The organism is Streptomyces tubercidicus, from assembly GCF_027497495.1.
GTDB classification, from domain to species: Bacteria; Actinomycetota; Actinomycetes; order Streptomycetales; family Streptomycetaceae; genus Streptomyces; species Streptomyces tubercidicus.
This window is the reverse complement of the sequence record NZ_CP114205.1, coordinates 1,442,162-1,457,750: the sequence shown is the minus strand read 5'-3', so window position 1 is coordinate 1,457,750 and position 15,589 is coordinate 1,442,162. Positions and strand designations below refer to the sequence as shown.

Here is a 15,589-nt window from a genome sequence, read left to right as displayed (position 1 = left end):
ACGTTGAGCGCCACAGAAGACCTCCGCGTTGCCTTCCACGACTACCGCCGACCGATGGCCACCGCCGGCGTCTACACCCTCACGGTGCAGCACCAGCTGGACGGCCACGACCGCCTCCGGGACGCTTCCCTCCCCGCCACCACACAGCGGTTCGAGATCCGCGCGGTCCGCTTCGTCCTCGACCCCTCCTCGGTGCACGCCCACTACCCGGCCGAAGGCGCCAGCGGTGACTTCAGCCGGACCCTCGCGCACATCACCCTCAACCGGTCGATCCTGCCCTGGGAACGGCTGCTGAAGGCCCGTGCGCTGCATGAACAGGCACCAGCGGCCGCGGTGCCCCAACAGGCGCCGTGGCTGGCACTGATGGTCTTCCGCGCAGGCGAACTTCCCGATGACCCGGAGGGCCTGGGCCGGACCACCACCCGTACCGTCGCCGAGCTGCGCAACTCCGGAGACGGCATTCTCGGCCCCGACCTCGGCCCCATCGACGACGGGGTCGCGGCCAGCCGCTGCCAGAGTATCGACGTCCCGGCCGAGCTGTTCACCGCCCTCGTGCCGCGTGAGGAGGAACTGCACTACCTCGCCCACGTCCGGGACGTTGCTACCCGGCCGCAGGTACGTGATGACGGCGAACGCCTGACCGAGGGACAGTACGCCGTCCTGGCCGCCAACCGCCTGCCGAGTCAGACCGGCGCCCACACCGCGCACCTGGTCTCCCTGGAAGGCTTCCACGGCAGGCTCGCCCCCGGCCAACTACCGGAAAATGTGCGGTCGGTGCGGCTGTGCGTGCTGCATTCCTGGACGTTCACCCACGACCCGGCGGGCACACGCGACCCCGCAGCCCTGCTCGACAACCTCATGGCGCCCGGCCGTCCGCCCGGGGCACGGGAGAACCTTGCCCTGCGCCTGCGCCCGGACAACCAGGTGGCGGCCCGGTCCACGACGGACGCCGAGCAGTACACCAGGCGCCGTCTGGAGCTGGGCTACGCCCCGCTGCCCTACCGACTGCTGTCGGGGGAGACCACCTACGGCTGGTACCGGGGCCCGTTCGTCCCCGTCATCGCCCCCGCCACCCGCGACTTCGCCCGGGATACCCCGAAGACCACGGCCGATCACGCGTTGATCTACGAGCCGGAGCACGGTCTGTTCGACGTCTCCTACGCCGCCGCCTGGACGCTGGGCCGCACTCTGGCACTGAGCGACCCCGACTACAGCGAGGAGATGACGCGGGCGCGGCGCGAACTGGCCAACACCGCCGCGACGCAGATGGCGCTGGCCGCCGATCCTGCGCTGGCCGCCGCCGACCCGGGCGATCTGAACGGGCGCACCATGAGGGAGCTGGCCGCCCCCGGGTTCGCCACCCGGCTGCTCGACGCGCTCGCCCGCCCGCTCACCCCGCACGAGCAGACCGCTGCGCCGGCCCGTCGCGCCCGCCTCACGCAGTCAGCCGCGCGCGCCGCGCTCGCCGCTCCGTCGCGGGTGGCAGCGCTGGAGGCGGTTGCCGAACGCCACGCCCGTACCCTTCCGGCGTGGCTGGACGAGCTGGCCCTGCTGCGCCGGGTGCCGTTCACCTACCTGGTGCCGCATCCCGCGATGCTGCCACCGGAGTCGATCCGGTTCTTCCGCGTCGACCCGCACTGGATCGAGGCGCTGCTCGCCGGGGCCCGTGACGTCGGCGTACACACGTCCCTGGACGCCGAGGTCGATACCGCGCTCACCGCCGGCATCGACCGCCGCCGCGCCGACTCGTCCCGCCCGGAGGCCGGGTTGCTGATCCGCTCCGAACTCGTCACAGCGTGGCCGGTGTTCGACATCCTCGCCACCGCCGCGGGCGAGAGCGTCGGCGAGCTGCGCCGCGACCACCTCGCCCCCGACACCCTGCTGCTGCTCCTGGATGCCCTGCCCGACGAGGTCGTCATCCGGGAGCCTGGTCAGGGCATCCATTTCGGCATCGACGGCAACAAGACCGACGACGGCGAAGAGCGCGACGACAACGAGGACATCAGCTTCCTCAGCCTGCGCCAGCACCGAACGGGTGCGGACCCGGGGCTCGGCTACTCGCTGGGCCGTGACTACCCGGCCGACAAGAAGCTGCTCACCCGCCACCTGCGGTCGCCCGACGGGGACGGCCCGGATGTCCTGGCCCTGCGCGGCGATCGGGGGCTGGTGCCCGCGCTGGCCGCCGCCCTCGATCCGGACCTGCGCGACCTGGCACCGGGCGAGTTCGCCCTGCAACTCGTCAACGCCCCCATCGAACAACGTCTGACCCTCGATGCCGCACCTGGCCAGGAGACCGCCCGATGACCGACACCGACCTGATCGTCCCCGTCGAGGTCCACGCGCTGCTGGCCACCCGCGCCGTGAACGAGTACGACGACTTCCGCCGCTGGGCCCCGAAGTACCCCTGGACGTTCGACAAGGAGCACCGCCACAACGCCGAGCCGTCCATCCAGCACTCCGACGGCAACCCCGGTGAGGGCATCCACGTGCAGTGGCAGCTGCCCGAGGCACTGGCCACCGGCGCGATCGACCCCGCCACCGGCGTCAGCACCTTCCCGCTGGTACCCAACCGCTGGCTGGTGATCCGCTACGCGCAGGTGCGCGGCGAGCTGAAGGCCGCCGGATTCCTGGTCCACAGCGACTATCTGGAGAAGGCCGACGGCGGGCCCGCGAATTCGGCGTTCACGCCGTTCGTCGACCCCAGGTCGCCCAAGGAGGCACCCCGTGCCGACTACATCGGCCGCGCCCACCCCCTGGCCGACGGCCCCTGGCAGGAACCGCCCGCCCGGCCGCTGTTCCTGACCGCGATCGGCAGCGGCCTGCCCGCCTTCGCCGCCTTCGCGCCCTACCACGAGGACGTCTTCCTCTTCCACGACACCCTCGCCGACCTCAAAGGCAACGACAACTACCCGCCGCCGTGCGCCGTCAGCTACTGCGTGATCGGCTGGTACAGCGACGACGACGCCGACATCCTCCACACCGCCCGGAACATCGAGGGCCTGCTGCCCCCCGACGCCGGCCCGGACAGCCCCGCCGACGTGCTCCGGGCCCTGGGCTGGGCTGCCCCCGAGGACATGCCCGACACCCTCACCCGGACCAGGTACGTCGGCACCGCCCTCGGCATCCCCTGGAACCGCGAGGGCGGCCACCCCGACGACCCCGATCGGCCCGCCGGCCGGGAGGTCAAGGTAGCGATCGGCCACAGCACCGCCGACGCCGTCGCCGCGCTCGTCGCCCGCCAGACCCCCGGCGACCGTCTCGCCAACCAAGTCCGCGCCCTGTTCCACGGCAACCCCGACCAGCTCGACGACCCCGACTGGCTGAGCACTCTGGACGAGATCACCCGACGGTCCTGGTTCAGCGGTCACGACGGCGGCGCCACCTGGCAGGTCGTCAACCGGCCCAGCGAACAGGTCGACGCCCAGGCCCCGCCTCCCGAACAGCCGGCCTGGATCACCACCCTCAACCGCGAACAGGACGCCTACGACCAGGCCAAAGCACAGCTCGCCTCCGCCCGGTGGCGGCTGTGGCGGGTGTGGTGGCTGCGCCACCTGCCCGATAACCGCCGCCCCCTCGATTTCGAGTTCGACGAGAGGGCCTGGGACCAGGAGATCGGGGAAGCCGGCAGCAAGGTCGCCGAACTCGCAACGGAAGTCCAACGGCTCAGCGGGCTGGTCCCGCACGGTCTGACCCCTGAAGAGACCCAGCGCGAGATCGACCGCTATGCCCAGGACAGGGACCTGTCGCACGAGCTGGAGCTGAAGCGCACCCCCCGGCAGAGCTACCACCGGCCGGCCGACCCCGTCCTCGCCCTGACCAGTACAAATGCCAGTAGGGGCATCACCCAGCCGCTCACCCGTGACGAGGACGACCCGCTGCCCTGCCGGCTGCCCTCCCGACTTCTCAACCGGGCGAACATCAACGGCACCTGGGTGCCCGCCCCGGACAGCCCCCTGCTACCCGACAACACCCCCGAAATCCCCGGCATCGTCCATGCGGTGGTCGCCGAATTCGCCCTGCTGGACCAGGCCGTGCGCACCCCGGCCACCAACGGCACCGACACCGCGCTGCACACCATCGTCGCCGACCGGTGCGCCCACGCCGAAGGCCCCTGGCCCGAGTACACCCGGGTCTGGCATCAGCCCTGGCTCCCGCTCTACCTGCAGTGGGAGATCAAGCACTGCGCCACTCCCTACCAGAGCAGCCAGGAGGACGCTCCCCACTGGGAGTTCGACGGCGACCGCTACCGCTGGAACGGGGAAGGCGCGGCTTCCGGGGCCGGCGAGGGCGGACGGCGCTGGACGGCCTTCGGCGGACGCGCCTTCCTCACCCCCTCCCTGCGCTACGTGCTGCGCGAACAGGCCCGCCGGCTCGCCGAACACGCTCCGTCCGAGCTGGCCGGCCAACTGCGCACCGCGCGACAGGAACTGGACGACCTCGACGTGCTCTCCCAGTCCCTCGACGGCTTCCACGACTGGCTGGTGCAGCAGGACGGCGCCGCCCAGGCCGTCACCGACCACTCCGTCCTTTCCCTGGCCGGTGAGACCAACCACGTCCCCGACGGCGCGGAAGGCCACGGCGCACAGCGCTTTCAACCCGTCCGGGCGAGCCAGTTCTACTTCATCGAGCTGGTCATCATCGACCGCTTCGGACGAGCGCTGTCACTGGTGAAACCGAACCAGACCGAACCCATCCAGTTCCCACTCCTGCGCGCGGACAGCGTCGTACCGGACGCCGGCCTGTTCCCCGACCCACCCGGGCCGCAGCGCTTCGTGCAACTACCGCCCCGGCTGGTCCAGCCCGCCCGCGTCCGGCTGGAGACCGTACCGCTGCGCTCCGACCAGCCACCAGCACCGGCACCCCAAGCCACCGGCCCCGGGCAACTGCCCGGCGCTGACGCACCGGTGGCGGGCTGGCTGCTGGTCAACCACCTCGACCGGACCCTGCTGGTCTACGGGCCCGACGGGGAGCCGCTCGGCGAACTACGCGTGGTACGCGACACCCACAACACCCCCACCACCGCCTGGAACGCTCTCCCCCACGCCCCCTACAGCCACCCGCGCGATGACGACTTCGCCGCCGCTTATCCGCACGTCGCCGCTTTCGCCTGCGGACTGCTCCCCAACGGTCCGCTCGGCCACGGGCCCGAAGCCTTCGAAGCCCTGTCCAAGACCATCGACACCGCCCTCGACCACATCCTCGAACCCGCACCGGACGAGGACCGCTCCCCGGCCCGGCTCATCGGCCGCCCCGTCGCCCTCATCCGCACCCGCCTCAACCTCGACCTGCTGGGCGAACCGCTCACCGACCCCAGCTGGAGGTCCGCCCTCAAAACCCAGCCGGACGAGGACTGTTCCGAGTACCGCTGGACCGTCCGGCTCGGCGACCCCGACCGCCTCACCGACGGCCTGATCGGCTACTTCGCCGCCGACGACCACGACCAGCCCACCCGCTACGACCGCCTGCACGCCGTCGACCCCGACGGCCCGTCCAACAACTACGTGACCGCGATCAGCACCGACACCGGCGTACACCTCACCCTGCCTGTCCGCCCGGCCGACCGCCCCGCCACCCACCACCTCACCCTGCTCGCCTGCCCCCACACCGCCGTCCATGCCACCACCGACATCCTGCCGGTCAGCGACGTCGCCGTGGACGCCGACACCACCCACCGCGCCCTCACCCGGATCCGCGCCTCCTTCCGCCTCAACCCCCTCCTCGCCCCCGACCGCTTCGGCCCCCCTGCAGCCACCGCCTCCACCAAGGCCAAGCCCGGCCACCCGGCCTCCGCCATGACCGACGGCGACCCGACCACCTCCTACGAAAGCAGCGAACCACCGGCCGCAGGCGACTGGGCCTGCCTCGACCTGCACACCGAACGCCAAGTCGAAGCCATCGACCTCCTCCTCGGCCGCCCGGACGGTACCCACACTCCCCAAGCCACCGACCTGGAAGCCTCCACCGACGGCGAACAGTGGACCCTTCTGGTCAGCAGCGGGCAGGTGACCGAGATCCACCACGTTCCCGACGCACCGCTCACCGCCCGCTACCTGCGGCTGCGACACACCGCCCCCGCCGATGAGCCCTTCGCCGTACGGGAATTCACGGCACTGGCCGAGCCACCGGACTCATCCCTCGTCATGCCCCGCCCCGCGGCCTGGCACGGCAACTGGACCTGGGCAGAGCCGATCGCCGTGGACGGCACCGCGACCGGCCTGCCGCTGCCCGACTGGGACGAACACCTCATCTACAACGCCGACCAGCTCTCCCACCCGGACGCCCCCCTGCCCATCGCCCGCTCCGGCTACCTCCAACTCCAGCCCGCCAACCCCGGACAGACCCCCTCCACCCCGGCCTCCGCCGCTTCACCGGCTCTGGAAGGACCCCCGTCGTGACCAGCCCGGACCAAGCCCTGCTCCTGCCCTACCGCCCGGAGCACACCGCGGCGACGGCGGCACAACCCGGCGCAGTGGCCCTCAGCCGCATGCACATCACCATCGGGGACCCCCAGGACGGCCCCCTCGCCCGCCCGGTGCGCTGCGAACGGATCACCCTCAGCCTCCCCCTCGCCCCCAACGCACACGTGCCCACCGACGAGCCCGTCATCCTGCGCACCCGGCTGGACCTCCCACGCGGCCCCGGCCACGGCCGGCAATGGCTGGTCGAAACCGCCACCACCGATCCGGCCACCACCCTCCTCACCCTCCTCCCCGCCGAACCCGCCAGCTTCGACGGCACCTGGACACTCACCCTCACCCTCGACACCAGCAACCCCCTCGGCGACCAGATCCACATCACCGAGGACACCGCACTCGACGACAACAGTCCCCAGCGCCGCACAAGGAGCGCCACCCTCACCGCCACACCCTGCTCCAGGTGACGCCCCTTCATCACGCGAGGACCAGAACCGTGACATCTCCCGGCCCCGCCCCCGGCGACATGCTGCTCCCGCCCGCCATGGTCGAGGACCCCAGCCCGCTGCGGGTCTCCACCTTCGCCAAACCGGAGTACGCCAAGCTGACGTTCACCTACGGCAAGGTCAAGGACCCCTCCGCCACCTGGCCCGTGCACTGCAAGCATTTCCAAGTCCGTTTCCGGACCGGCCGTCAGGCGGCGGCACTGACCAGTGAACCAAGGCTGATCCGGCACGAGTTGACGGTTCCCCCTGGCAAGAGGCAGTGGACGGTCGATCGCGACGACCGCGACCCCAACGAGGTCATCTTCACGTGCTCGCCGCCGCCGGGCGAACCTGCGGCGTTCGACGGCAGCTGGTCGGTTCAGCTGGAACTGACCGGCATCGAGGTCAACGGCAGTCCGTCCCCGGTGAGCATCGACTGGGAGGAATCGACCTCGGCGACCGGGGAAGCCGGCCCGTACATCGAGCGCACCGGCCGGGGCGAAGTCAGCAAGCGCGACGACTCCTTCTACCTCCACAGCTTCCGCCCGGCCACCGTCGCCATCAACCGGGGCACCAAGGCCACTCTCCACTGGGAAGGCACCCCCAACGCCGACTACACGATGTACTACCGGGCACAGGACGGGTCCCAACAAGCATCCGAAGCCAAAGAGGGCGTCTGGGAGTCACCGGTGACGCTGCTCGATGACACGACGTTCACCCTCGAAGCGAAGATGGGCAGTGAGACCCGCTATCTGACCACCAATGTCAAGGTCAACAACCCCGACATCGTGGTCAACAAGGTCACCGCCAACGGCGCGGTCGACGCCAAGGACACGGTGACCGTCGCGGCAAACAAGACCCTGACAGTGAACGGCCCGATCCAGGCCAACGACACGGTGACGGTCGCGGCGAACAAGACCTTCACCGCCAACGGACCGGTCCAGGCCAACGACACCGTGACGGTAAAGGCCGGGAAGACGCTCACCGCCCATGGCCCGATCCAGGCCAACGACACCGTGACGGTAAAGGCCGGGAAGACGCTCACCGCCCATGGCCCCATCCAGGCCAACGACACCGTGACCATCGCGGCCGGCAAGACCCTCACCGCCAACGGCCCCATCAAGGCGATGCAGGAAGTCATTGTGGACCCGGGCCCCAGCGGTAGGTACTACGGGCTGCGAACGACACGGATCTGGGCCTTCGACGGCACATCGGCCGGCACCGTGTCGTTCAAGAGCAAGATCTCGGCAGAACAGGAGGTCACCCTGGGGAACAGCCTCATCGCCAAGGGTCCTGTGAAGTTCGAGACCGCCCTGTTCAGCGCGAGCCCCACGAGGGCGAACTACGCGAAATCGGCAAGGAAGCCGCGTGAGGGCAGCAAATGGACCATGACCGCCACCAAGGATGGCTTTCTCGTGGTCGAGGCCGCGAGTTACGAGTGGTTCACTGACGACGAGAAGCACGGGCGCAAGCACCGGATCTATGTCCAGACTCCCGGGATCACGTACTTCTTCGACCTCGTCGCGCACGGCAAGAAGACCCGGCAGAGCTCTCAAGGGATCTTCGGAAACATGTCGGTCCCGGTGGCGAAGGGCTCCAGCGTGTCCGTATGGATCTCCGACATCGACGATGTGGCGAGCGCGGACGGGAACGTGGCGATGAACATCTGCTGGTACTCGCTCGGCGCGTAACCGACGGCGCCGTCACGAAGACACCGCCGGACCAGCACCGGTGAGGCTCGGCCCGCGCGCACCCGCTCGGCCGAGCCTCAGCCGGCTGAGCGGAAGCCGTCCGGTTCCCTTCGGCCGCAATGTCTCCATCCGACCATCATGATCTCCGTCATAGGGGCAGCTGTGAGATTTGAGAGCGTGCAGGAACACCCGCCACGGCAGCGGAACTGCGGATTCGTCAGGCTCCGGCGCATCACCATGTCGAGCAGCCGGTTGGGTGTTAGCAACCGCTCCAGCACATCCGGGTGAGCGATGCTCCCGCGGGCGAACTGCTCGCCCAGGGGCTCGGGGCCGCTCCACCCCAGGGCTTCCTCGACCTCACGGATGAGCCGGTGTTCCACAGCGCTGCTCTATGTGTGCCGGTCACGAGCGGCGGACGGTGCGGCAAATGCCGCAAGGCCCGGGGCGGGGCGGTTAACCGGCGGGGTGGTTGAGGCCGTCACCGTCGGGCTGGGTGTCGCCTGTGGCGTCCGGTGGCGGGTCGGACATGCTCGCGTCGTTGCGATCGTGGACGCCGGACAGCGCCTCGACCGCCACGAGCAGTTCACTGCGTCCTTCGAGCCTTCGCTGATCGCTCATGCGTTCGCTCCCTCCGATACGAGCCACACACAGCGCCGCCCACCCCTCACGGAGGCAAGAGCAAAAAGACGCCATGCAGAGTGCTGGTGACCCGTTGTGGGCTCCGTGGCCTCTGTGGGTGTTTCGGCGAGAGCACGGGGACGGACCAGCTTCCCCACCGGCGCGCCCGTGATCGCGGACGTCCGTGCCTGCTGTGTACCGAACCGCCCTCAACATGACGAGACGTCAGCAAGCGGGCGTCAGTCGACTACGCCGAGTCCTGAACGAAGAGGGCGCGGTAGTACGCGACTTCCGGTTCGCGCTTCATCCAGATGTTGCCGGTGGGGGGCTCCGTTGTTGCGTTGTCGGACCATCCGGTTGGTTTCCGCTGCGCTCTTCGAGATGCACGACGAATGGATCGCCTTACCGCACCGCCACCTCCCCGAAGGTGATATGGGTGGTATCTGCCGTAAGCTCTCTTTTGGTTCCTCCGCACTACCCAACGCACCGAAATGCAGCCGCCAGTTGATCCCAACAGCACGGCGAGGGACACTACCTGGCGGATGCGTGTTCCCGGCCGAGTGGCACTCGCTTCGGTATCCTCCCGGGCAGGTCATCGAAGGCCATTTACCCAGAGATTGCTGGGCAGTTGACCTCAGGGTTTCGTGGTAGCGTCCTTGTTCGGAGGGACAATGCAACCTGAAAGGGAAATCGTGAACACGGAGAAGATCGCCGCTCGCCGCCTCTCGCTGGAAGAGGTGGCGAAGCTCGGCGTGAAAGACAGGATCTTCGTTTCCGCCGGCACGGCAGAACTCAAGCTTCCCGACTGCTATGTCCCTGCTTTTCTGACCAAGTCCGGTGAGAATTTCGAGGGCGGCTCGGTCACGGCGAGAACCGTATTCCAGGAAGAGGTCTCCTGCCTTCCCGACGATGAGAATGAAGCCGGAATCTACTTGGCCGACGAGAATGGCTCGGTGACCATCGAGGTCCTCCAGTCCGCCGGTGTCGTGCTGGACCTGGCACTTTTCGTCCCTAGTGGGGACAAGGGGGCCCTCACGGCCCTTTACGCTGCAGCCCGGCAAGCCTTCGGCGCCGACGTCGTGCAGATCTGGCGCCAGGGCCTCAAGGAGGTTCCCGACGTGAAGGTCGACATCTTCGAGGAGCAGATTCCCCGGGGGCGCAAGGGGAGCGACAGCCCCAAGCGTGACCGTCGCGCGGTCGACACCTACCCCACCCGTGCGGACTTCATCGAGTTCTCCGCGGGGTGGAAGCCGGTCGTTGAGATTCACAGGCCGGTTGTTGACGAAACCCCGACCATCTGAGGCGGCGTTACCTCTCGGTCTCGGCCTGAGAGAACGCCGAGAACGCATGCGGCGGCCTCGCATCCGAAGCGCGTTGGCCGCCGCTGTGCTCAGCGCCGCCGTCATCGCACCCGTAGCCATCGGCACAGGCACGGCTCAGGCCGCCACAGTCCACTGCGCCCACCACACCACTGGCACTTGCGGCACCCACATCAAGCACCCCAAGGGCGTTATGGCCAAGTGCAAAGACGGCACCTGGTCATACTCGAAGCACTTCTCCGGCACCTGCTCCCACCATCGCGGCGTGAAGTACTGGTTCAAGTAAGCCAGCCCGAGACGTGCAGCGTTGGCGTACCGGCACCTCGCCTGCGCTACCGACGGGCAACCGGCAGTTGTAAGTCGGTTGCCCTGGCCGGCTGCCTCCGCCTGGGCGGAGAGCACTCCGGGTTCCTCTGCCGTTTATGGCCGATCCGCCATAAACAGCAAGCCTCTGACCTGGCCTGCGCGGACCGCGACGGATTCTCGCCGCCGGCGCACCGATGCAGTATGATCATGACGCAACTTCGGCCCTCGGGCCGGAACCGCGCGTCTGTGGTCCAAGGAAAGACATCCACCAGCCGGTGGGAGATGCAGGTGCAAGGCCTGCCGGGCGCTCTGACAACGGTCCCTTCCCCGTACGGGGAAGGGACCGTTTTTCCGTGCTGCCACGGGAGCCCCCTCTGCCTGCTGTTCTGATCACCGCGCCCCGGGGTGGGGTTCTCCGGCCGGGAGGCAAACAGATCGCCGGCGGTGCCCGGCAGACCCAACCAGCCGCAGCCGGTCAGCTGCTGGAGGGGCGCTCCGGGTCGGTCAAGCCCAGCGCGGTGTCGTGCTTCCGGGCCGGGCAGCGGGGTGTGGTCGGCCACGTGGGCGAGGACGGCCCGCGCGTGGTCTGTCGTGACAGTGCTCTCTGCGACGTCGCGACGGCCTGGCGGGCCGGGATGTCGAGCGGTCTTCATGACGGGCTCCACGTCCGCCATGACGGGCTCCTGGGCCGGGAGCGGGCCCAGGAGCGGCGGTCTACCGGGATGCGTCGGGATACGCGGCGGTCGCGCGGACCTCGACGAGGAGCCCCGGGCTGGCGAGGCCGCTGACCCCGATGATCGTCCAGGTCGGGTAGGGCGCTTCGACGAGGCGCTGCTTGGCCTTGATGAATCCGGGCAGGTGTCGGCGGATGTCGACGTGGTAACTGGTGACGTCGACGAGGGCGGACATGTCGAGGTTCTCCATCCGGAGGATCTCCTCGATCTTCCGGATGGCGATCTCGGTCTGCTCCTCGATGGTGTCCGGGATGGTTCCGTCGGCGCGGCGACCGATCGTTCCGGCGATGAACAAGAGGCCGTGCGCACGCACCGCGGCGGAATAGCCGAAGCTTGCGAAGGCATTGGTGGTCTCCCCGAAAACCGCGTTGTTCTCGGGGACCTCGACGGTGTGGATGGTCATTTGCGGTGCTTCCTCTCCTTTGTTGAGCCTCTGTTGACTTCTTTGTTGACGGGTCGTGGAGCCCGTCGAGTCAGTCGCCCCAGCGGGACGAACGGCCGGTGTGCTCCAGCCGGGTCCGGCCGAAGGTCTGGCGTTCGCGCAGGAGTTCGCCGGGGGTCGTGTACCGGGGTGCGTTCTTCGGGTCTTTCGCGGCCTGCGCGACGATCGCGTCGGTGAGTGAGCGGATCATGTCCAGCCGTGGATAGGCGGCGTGCATGGCGTCGGCCTGCTCATCGGTGACCGCGTCGAGGTGGTCGGCGCCCGCCGGGCCTCCGAAGTCGAGGGCGACGCCTTCGCGGACGAGCACGCACAGCGTGCCGCGGCGTTCCGCGATGCCCGGAGAGGTGTGCAGGGCGATCGCCTGCCAGACCTGGTCGGCGTCGGCCGTGGACATCCCCTGTTGGATGAGGAATTCGGCGGCCCGGTCGGCGCCTTCGACCTCGAACCGCTGTCGGTGCGGGCCGTCCGACGCCAGGCCGAGGTCGTGCATCGCGCACGCGGCGAACAACAGGTCGTCCCGGTAGTCGTGGCCGACGGCCAGGCCGAGGCGGCCGGCGACCAGCCGGGCGAATAGGTAGCTGCGGATGCTGTGGTTGAAGACGGACGGCGTTTCCACCGGTCGGATGAGGTTCATGACGGCGTCGGCAAGTGGTGTGCTGGGCAGCGCGATCGGGTCGGCGGTCGCCTCGCGTGTAGGTCCGGTCATGTCCTCAGCCTGGCCGCGACCACCCTGACCTGGCGAGAGGCAATATTTCCTAACCTCGTTAGAATCTTGCCATGGCAGCCCATCGAGTCGCGGTCCTGGCGTTGGACGGGGTCACCCCGCTCGACCTGGCGATCCCGACGCAGATCTTCACCACCCGGCCGGAAACCCCCTACGAGATGACCCTGTGCGCGTTGGACACGAAGGTAGCCACCGCCGCGGGTTTCGCACTGCTCGCCGAGGGAGGCATGGAGCAGGTGCGCACCGCCGACACCGTGATCGTGCCGGGGTTCGAACCGGTCCTCTCGTTGCCGGACGCCGTGCTCGACACACTGGCCGAAGCCCGCGACCGAGGCCGGCGTGTGGTGTCGATCTGCACGGGCGCCTTCGCGCTGGCCGCGGCGGGCGTACTGGACGGGCTGCACGCCACGACCCACTGGAAGCACATCGACGAGTTCGAGCGGAGTTTCCCGGCCGTCACGGTCGACCGCGACGTGCTCTACGTCGACGAGGGCGACGTGCTCACCTCGGCCGGGGTGTGCTGCGGCATCGACCTGTGCCTGCATATCGTGCGCCGCGACCTGGGCGCGGAGGTGGCCAACCGGATCGCCCGCGGTCTGGTCGCTGCCCCGCACCGCGACGGCGGGCAGGCCCAGTACGTGCCGGCTCCCGTCGCGGTGGCCGGTGAGGCGTCGCTGTCCGGTACCCGTGGATGGGCCCTGCACCGGCTCGGCGAACCGCTCACGCTGCGCGTGCTTGCCCGGCACGCGGGCCTCTCGCAACGCACCTTCATGCGCCGGTTCACCGAGGAGACGGGCACAACCCCGTTGCAGTGGGTGCTCAACGCCCGGCTCGGCAGGGCGCGGGAACTGCTGGAAACCACGGACCTCTCCGTGGATCAGGTGGCGCGGGACTGCGGGCTGGGCACGGCAGCCAACCTACGGCTGCACTTCCGGCGCACGCTGGACACCACCCCTACCGCCTACCGCCGCACCTTCACACACTCGACATCGCGCGGTCCGGTTTCATCACCAGCAGTCCCGCGCACGGACTAACTACCACCCGGCTGCCCAGGCCCGCCCGCACCTGCGGCAGCCACCTGCGGCTGGTCTACGCGGGCCGCCTGACCCCGGAGAATGGAGGCCAGGCCCTGCCCTGGCGCCCCGGGCATCGAGCTGAGCATCGCCGCGCCCAGGGCCCAGATCCACGCTCTCGCCCCGCTGTTGCGAAAGGCAGGTATCGGGGCTCGCTACCTGGGCTGGCTGAGCCGCCCGCAGTTGTGGAGGGCCTTCGCCGAGCACGACGCGCTCGTCATGCCCTCGACCACGCTGGAGGCGATGGGCCTGGTCGCCCTCGAAGCCCAGGCATGCGGGCTGCCCTGCAAAGGAACTGCAGGAGCAGGAGCGGGTCCGGCGTGCCGAGGAGGAAGAACGGCTCCGCGAGGAGCGGGAAGAAAGGGTCGAAATCGCCTGGCAGGAGACGCAAGGCAGGTGGGCGAAAGCCTACGCGCGCCGTGCTGAACCCCCGTCGGCCGGTCTTGCGCCGTCCGCAACGGCGCCTGGCCCTGCGACGGTTCCGAGTAGCCGGTAGGGCCGCGCACCGGCAACGCCATTCGCCTGTGTCACAGGCGCGTAGAGCAGGCCGCGCGCACCGTTCTCGCTTACGAACACGTGCGCGGAGCCCATACCGGGGTGCGGAGCCGCCCGTAACCGGTCGGCGGTGGCCTCAGCCCATCGCGCGGCATGGGACGCCGGCTCACTCTCGGCGCGCGCGACGACGATAACGTCGGTCGTGTCGTCGCCGACGCTGTCCGGCACGACGGTGTGCGCCAACCGGTAGCGGACCAGCCCGGGACGCCGGATCCCCGGAATCTCGCGGTCGATGCGGCCGACCATCTCAGCACGATGTTCGCGGACGAAGGCGAGGTGAGCCTCGTCGCTTGCCCACTGCGCGACACTGAGCAGCACACGCCCGTCCGCGCTTGCGAAGCAGCTGAGCCGAAGGAAAGCCTCAGGGCGAAACCTGGCCGACAGCTCGTCCCACTCCCCAAGCAGTGCACGGCCCGCCCGGTCCTGACGTTCTGGCGTGTCCACGATCCACTCGCTGATCAGCGTGGTCCCGGCGTCAGGTCGGGCCAGATCCGGCAGCTGAAGCGTTGTCACACGAGCCTCCTGTCGTCGTCGTGTGTCCAGCATGGAACCTCAAGAGCGGTTGAGGTCAAGCCGGGGCTCAGAGCCCGAGTTGCCGCTGCGATGACCGCTTCGACGGTAGATACGAAGACGCCAGGCTGCCGAACGACATGTAGCCCTCCCGAAGGCGCCCTCGACATCACCGGTCGCCTCCGCCTCGGCGCATGATCGCAGACACACTCCAATCAGCTTCGAAGTCAACCCCCGAAGGACTTACGACCCCGACCACTACTGATCTTTTCGTAAGTTCGGTGGGTGTTGTGGCTGGATGGTCAGGCCGGTGTGAGCGAGGTAGGGCCAGGGCAGGTGCTGGTTGTGGTTGATCCGGTGGGCGCCTTGTTCGGTGGCGTCGGCAACGTCGGCGAGGTGGTCGCCGGCGAGGTTGGCGAGTTCGCGCTTCTTGAGCGACGACCAGAGCAGTTCCACCGGGTTGAGCTCGGGTGCGATTGCCGAGCGCACCTCCTTCGTCCCCGCCGCAGAAGCCGACGCCGCCGTCCTGCACCGCCTCATGAGACTGAGCATCACCACCACCGCCAACACCATCGGTACGGAAGCCACCAGCGTCACTTAACTACTGGCCACCTTCGACCGTCGACTGGCAGCCACTACGGCCACGGCTCTACGCGCCTGCTGGCGATCGGCCCGGCAGGCATAGCCGTCGAGAGGCGCGCCGCCGGCGATCGGCGTGT

The 15,589-nt window shown here is 69.1% G+C and carries 12 protein-coding genes and 2 pseudogenes; 8 read left to right on the top strand and 6 right to left on the bottom strand.

Going from position 1 to position 15,589, the window contains the following annotated elements; genetic code table 11:
• The first annotated feature begins 3 nt into the window (after positions 1-3).
• Genes STRTU_RS06195 through STRTU_RS06180 form a run of 4 tightly spaced genes read left to right on the top strand, consistent with a single transcriptional unit; the run spans position 4 to position 8,589 of the window.
• Positions 4-2,304, top strand: coding sequence for a hypothetical protein (locus STRTU_RS06195; RefSeq protein WP_159742616.1), 2,301 nt, complete (start codon positions 4-6; stop codon positions 2,302-2,304).
• Positions 2,301-6,395: a discoidin domain-containing protein gene (locus STRTU_RS06190; RefSeq protein ID WP_159742615.1), complete on the top strand. Its 4,095-nt coding sequence runs from the start codon at positions 2,301-2,303 to the stop codon at positions 6,393-6,395. Before STRTU_RS06195 ends, STRTU_RS06190 begins: the two co-directional genes overlap by 4 nt.
• Positions 6,392-6,880, top strand: a complete 489-nt coding sequence (locus STRTU_RS06185) for a hypothetical protein (RefSeq protein ID WP_159742614.1) — start codon at positions 6,392-6,394, stop codon at positions 6,878-6,880. The genes STRTU_RS06190 and STRTU_RS06185 overlap by 4 nt, the downstream gene beginning before the upstream one ends.
• A 29-nt stretch (positions 6,881-6,909) precedes the next feature.
• A complete protein-coding gene (locus STRTU_RS06180) occupies positions 6,910-8,589 on the top strand; it encodes a hypothetical protein (protein WP_159742613.1) in 1,680 nt (559 codons plus the stop codon).
• Positions 8,590-8,786: 197 nt separating this feature from the next.
• On the opposite strand, the pseudogene STRTU_RS06175 reads toward STRTU_RS06180, so the two are convergent.
• Positions 8,787-8,969: pseudogene (locus tag STRTU_RS06175) on the bottom strand (JmjC domain-containing protein); the annotation flags it as partial.
• Positions 8,970-9,042: 73 nt separating this feature from the next.
• Complete coding sequence (locus tag STRTU_RS06170) at positions 9,043-9,207, bottom strand: hypothetical protein (RefSeq protein ID WP_167539118.1); 165 nt, start codon at positions 9,205-9,207, stop codon at positions 9,043-9,045.
• Between the two features lie 692 nt (positions 9,208-9,899).
• On the opposite strand from STRTU_RS06170, the gene STRTU_RS06165 reads away from it, so the two are divergent.
• Together STRTU_RS06165 and STRTU_RS06160 are read left to right on the top strand one after the other, a co-directional pair.
• Entirely contained in the window at positions 9,900-10,508 is a 609-nt protein-coding gene (locus tag STRTU_RS06165; protein WP_159742612.1) for a hypothetical protein, read from the top strand.
• A 46-nt stretch (positions 10,509-10,554) separates the two neighbouring features.
• A complete protein-coding gene (locus tag STRTU_RS06160) occupies positions 10,555-10,812 on the top strand; it encodes a DUF3761 domain-containing protein (protein WP_159742611.1) in 258 nt (85 codons plus the stop codon).
• Positions 10,813-11,546: 734 nt separating this feature from the next.
• Here STRTU_RS06160 and STRTU_RS06150 read toward each other — a convergent pair.
• Together STRTU_RS06150 and STRTU_RS06145 are read right to left on the bottom strand one after the other, a co-directional pair.
• The gene (locus STRTU_RS06150; protein WP_159742610.1) at positions 11,547-11,969 is read right to left on the bottom strand and encodes a RidA family protein; all 423 of its coding nucleotides are present in this window, start codon (positions 11,967-11,969) and stop codon (positions 11,547-11,549) included.
• Positions 11,970-12,039: 70 nt separating this feature from the next.
• Complete coding sequence (locus tag STRTU_RS06145; RefSeq protein ID WP_159742609.1) at positions 12,040-12,714, bottom strand: HD domain-containing protein; 675 nt, start codon at positions 12,712-12,714, stop codon at positions 12,040-12,042.
• Positions 12,715-12,785: 71 nt separating this feature from the next.
• Here STRTU_RS06145 and STRTU_RS06140 point away from each other — a divergent pair, with 71 nt between their 5' ends.
• Both STRTU_RS06140 and STRTU_RS06135 read left to right on the top strand, forming a co-directional pair.
• Complete coding sequence (locus STRTU_RS06140) at positions 12,786-13,766, top strand: GlxA family transcriptional regulator (RefSeq protein ID WP_159742608.1); 981 nt, start codon at positions 12,786-12,788, stop codon at positions 13,764-13,766.
• A pseudogene (locus STRTU_RS06135) lies at positions 13,679-14,090 on the top strand (glycosyltransferase); the annotation flags it as partial. The gene STRTU_RS06140 and the pseudogene STRTU_RS06135, both read left to right, overlap by 88 nt.
• 123 nt (positions 14,091-14,213) lie before the next feature.
• Here the strand turns inward: STRTU_RS06135 and STRTU_RS06130 are convergent.
• Positions 14,214-14,873, bottom strand: a complete 660-nt coding sequence (locus STRTU_RS06130) for an antibiotic biosynthesis monooxygenase (RefSeq protein ID WP_159742607.1) — start codon at positions 14,871-14,873, stop codon at positions 14,214-14,216.
• Between the two features lie 255 nt (positions 14,874-15,128).
• On the bottom strand, positions 15,129-15,467 hold the full coding sequence (locus STRTU_RS06125) for a hypothetical protein (protein ID WP_246240150.1): 339 nt from the start codon (positions 15,465-15,467) through the stop codon (positions 15,129-15,131).
• Positions 15,468-15,589 lie beyond the last annotated feature (122 nt).

Coding starts and splice junctions, on each gene's coding strand:
- STRTU_RS06170 (WP_167539118.1), bottom strand. CDS start 9,207: ATGAGCGATCAGCGAAGGCTCGAAGGACGCAGTGAACTGCTCGTGGCG.
- STRTU_RS06150 (WP_159742610.1), bottom strand. CDS start 11,969: ATGACCATCCACACCGTCGAGGTCCCCGAGAACAACGCGGTTTTCGGG.
- STRTU_RS06140 (WP_159742608.1), top strand. CDS start 12,786: ATGGCAGCCCATCGAGTCGCGGTCCTGGCGTTGGACGGGGTCACCCCG.
- STRTU_RS06190 (WP_159742615.1), top strand. CDS start 2,301: ATGACCGACACCGACCTGATCGTCCCCGTCGAGGTCCACGCGCTGCTG.
- STRTU_RS06145 (WP_159742609.1), bottom strand. CDS start 12,714: ATGACCGGACCTACACGCGAGGCGACCGCCGACCCGATCGCGCTGCCC.
- STRTU_RS06160 (WP_159742611.1), top strand. CDS start 10,555: ATGCGGCGGCCTCGCATCCGAAGCGCGTTGGCCGCCGCTGTGCTCAGC.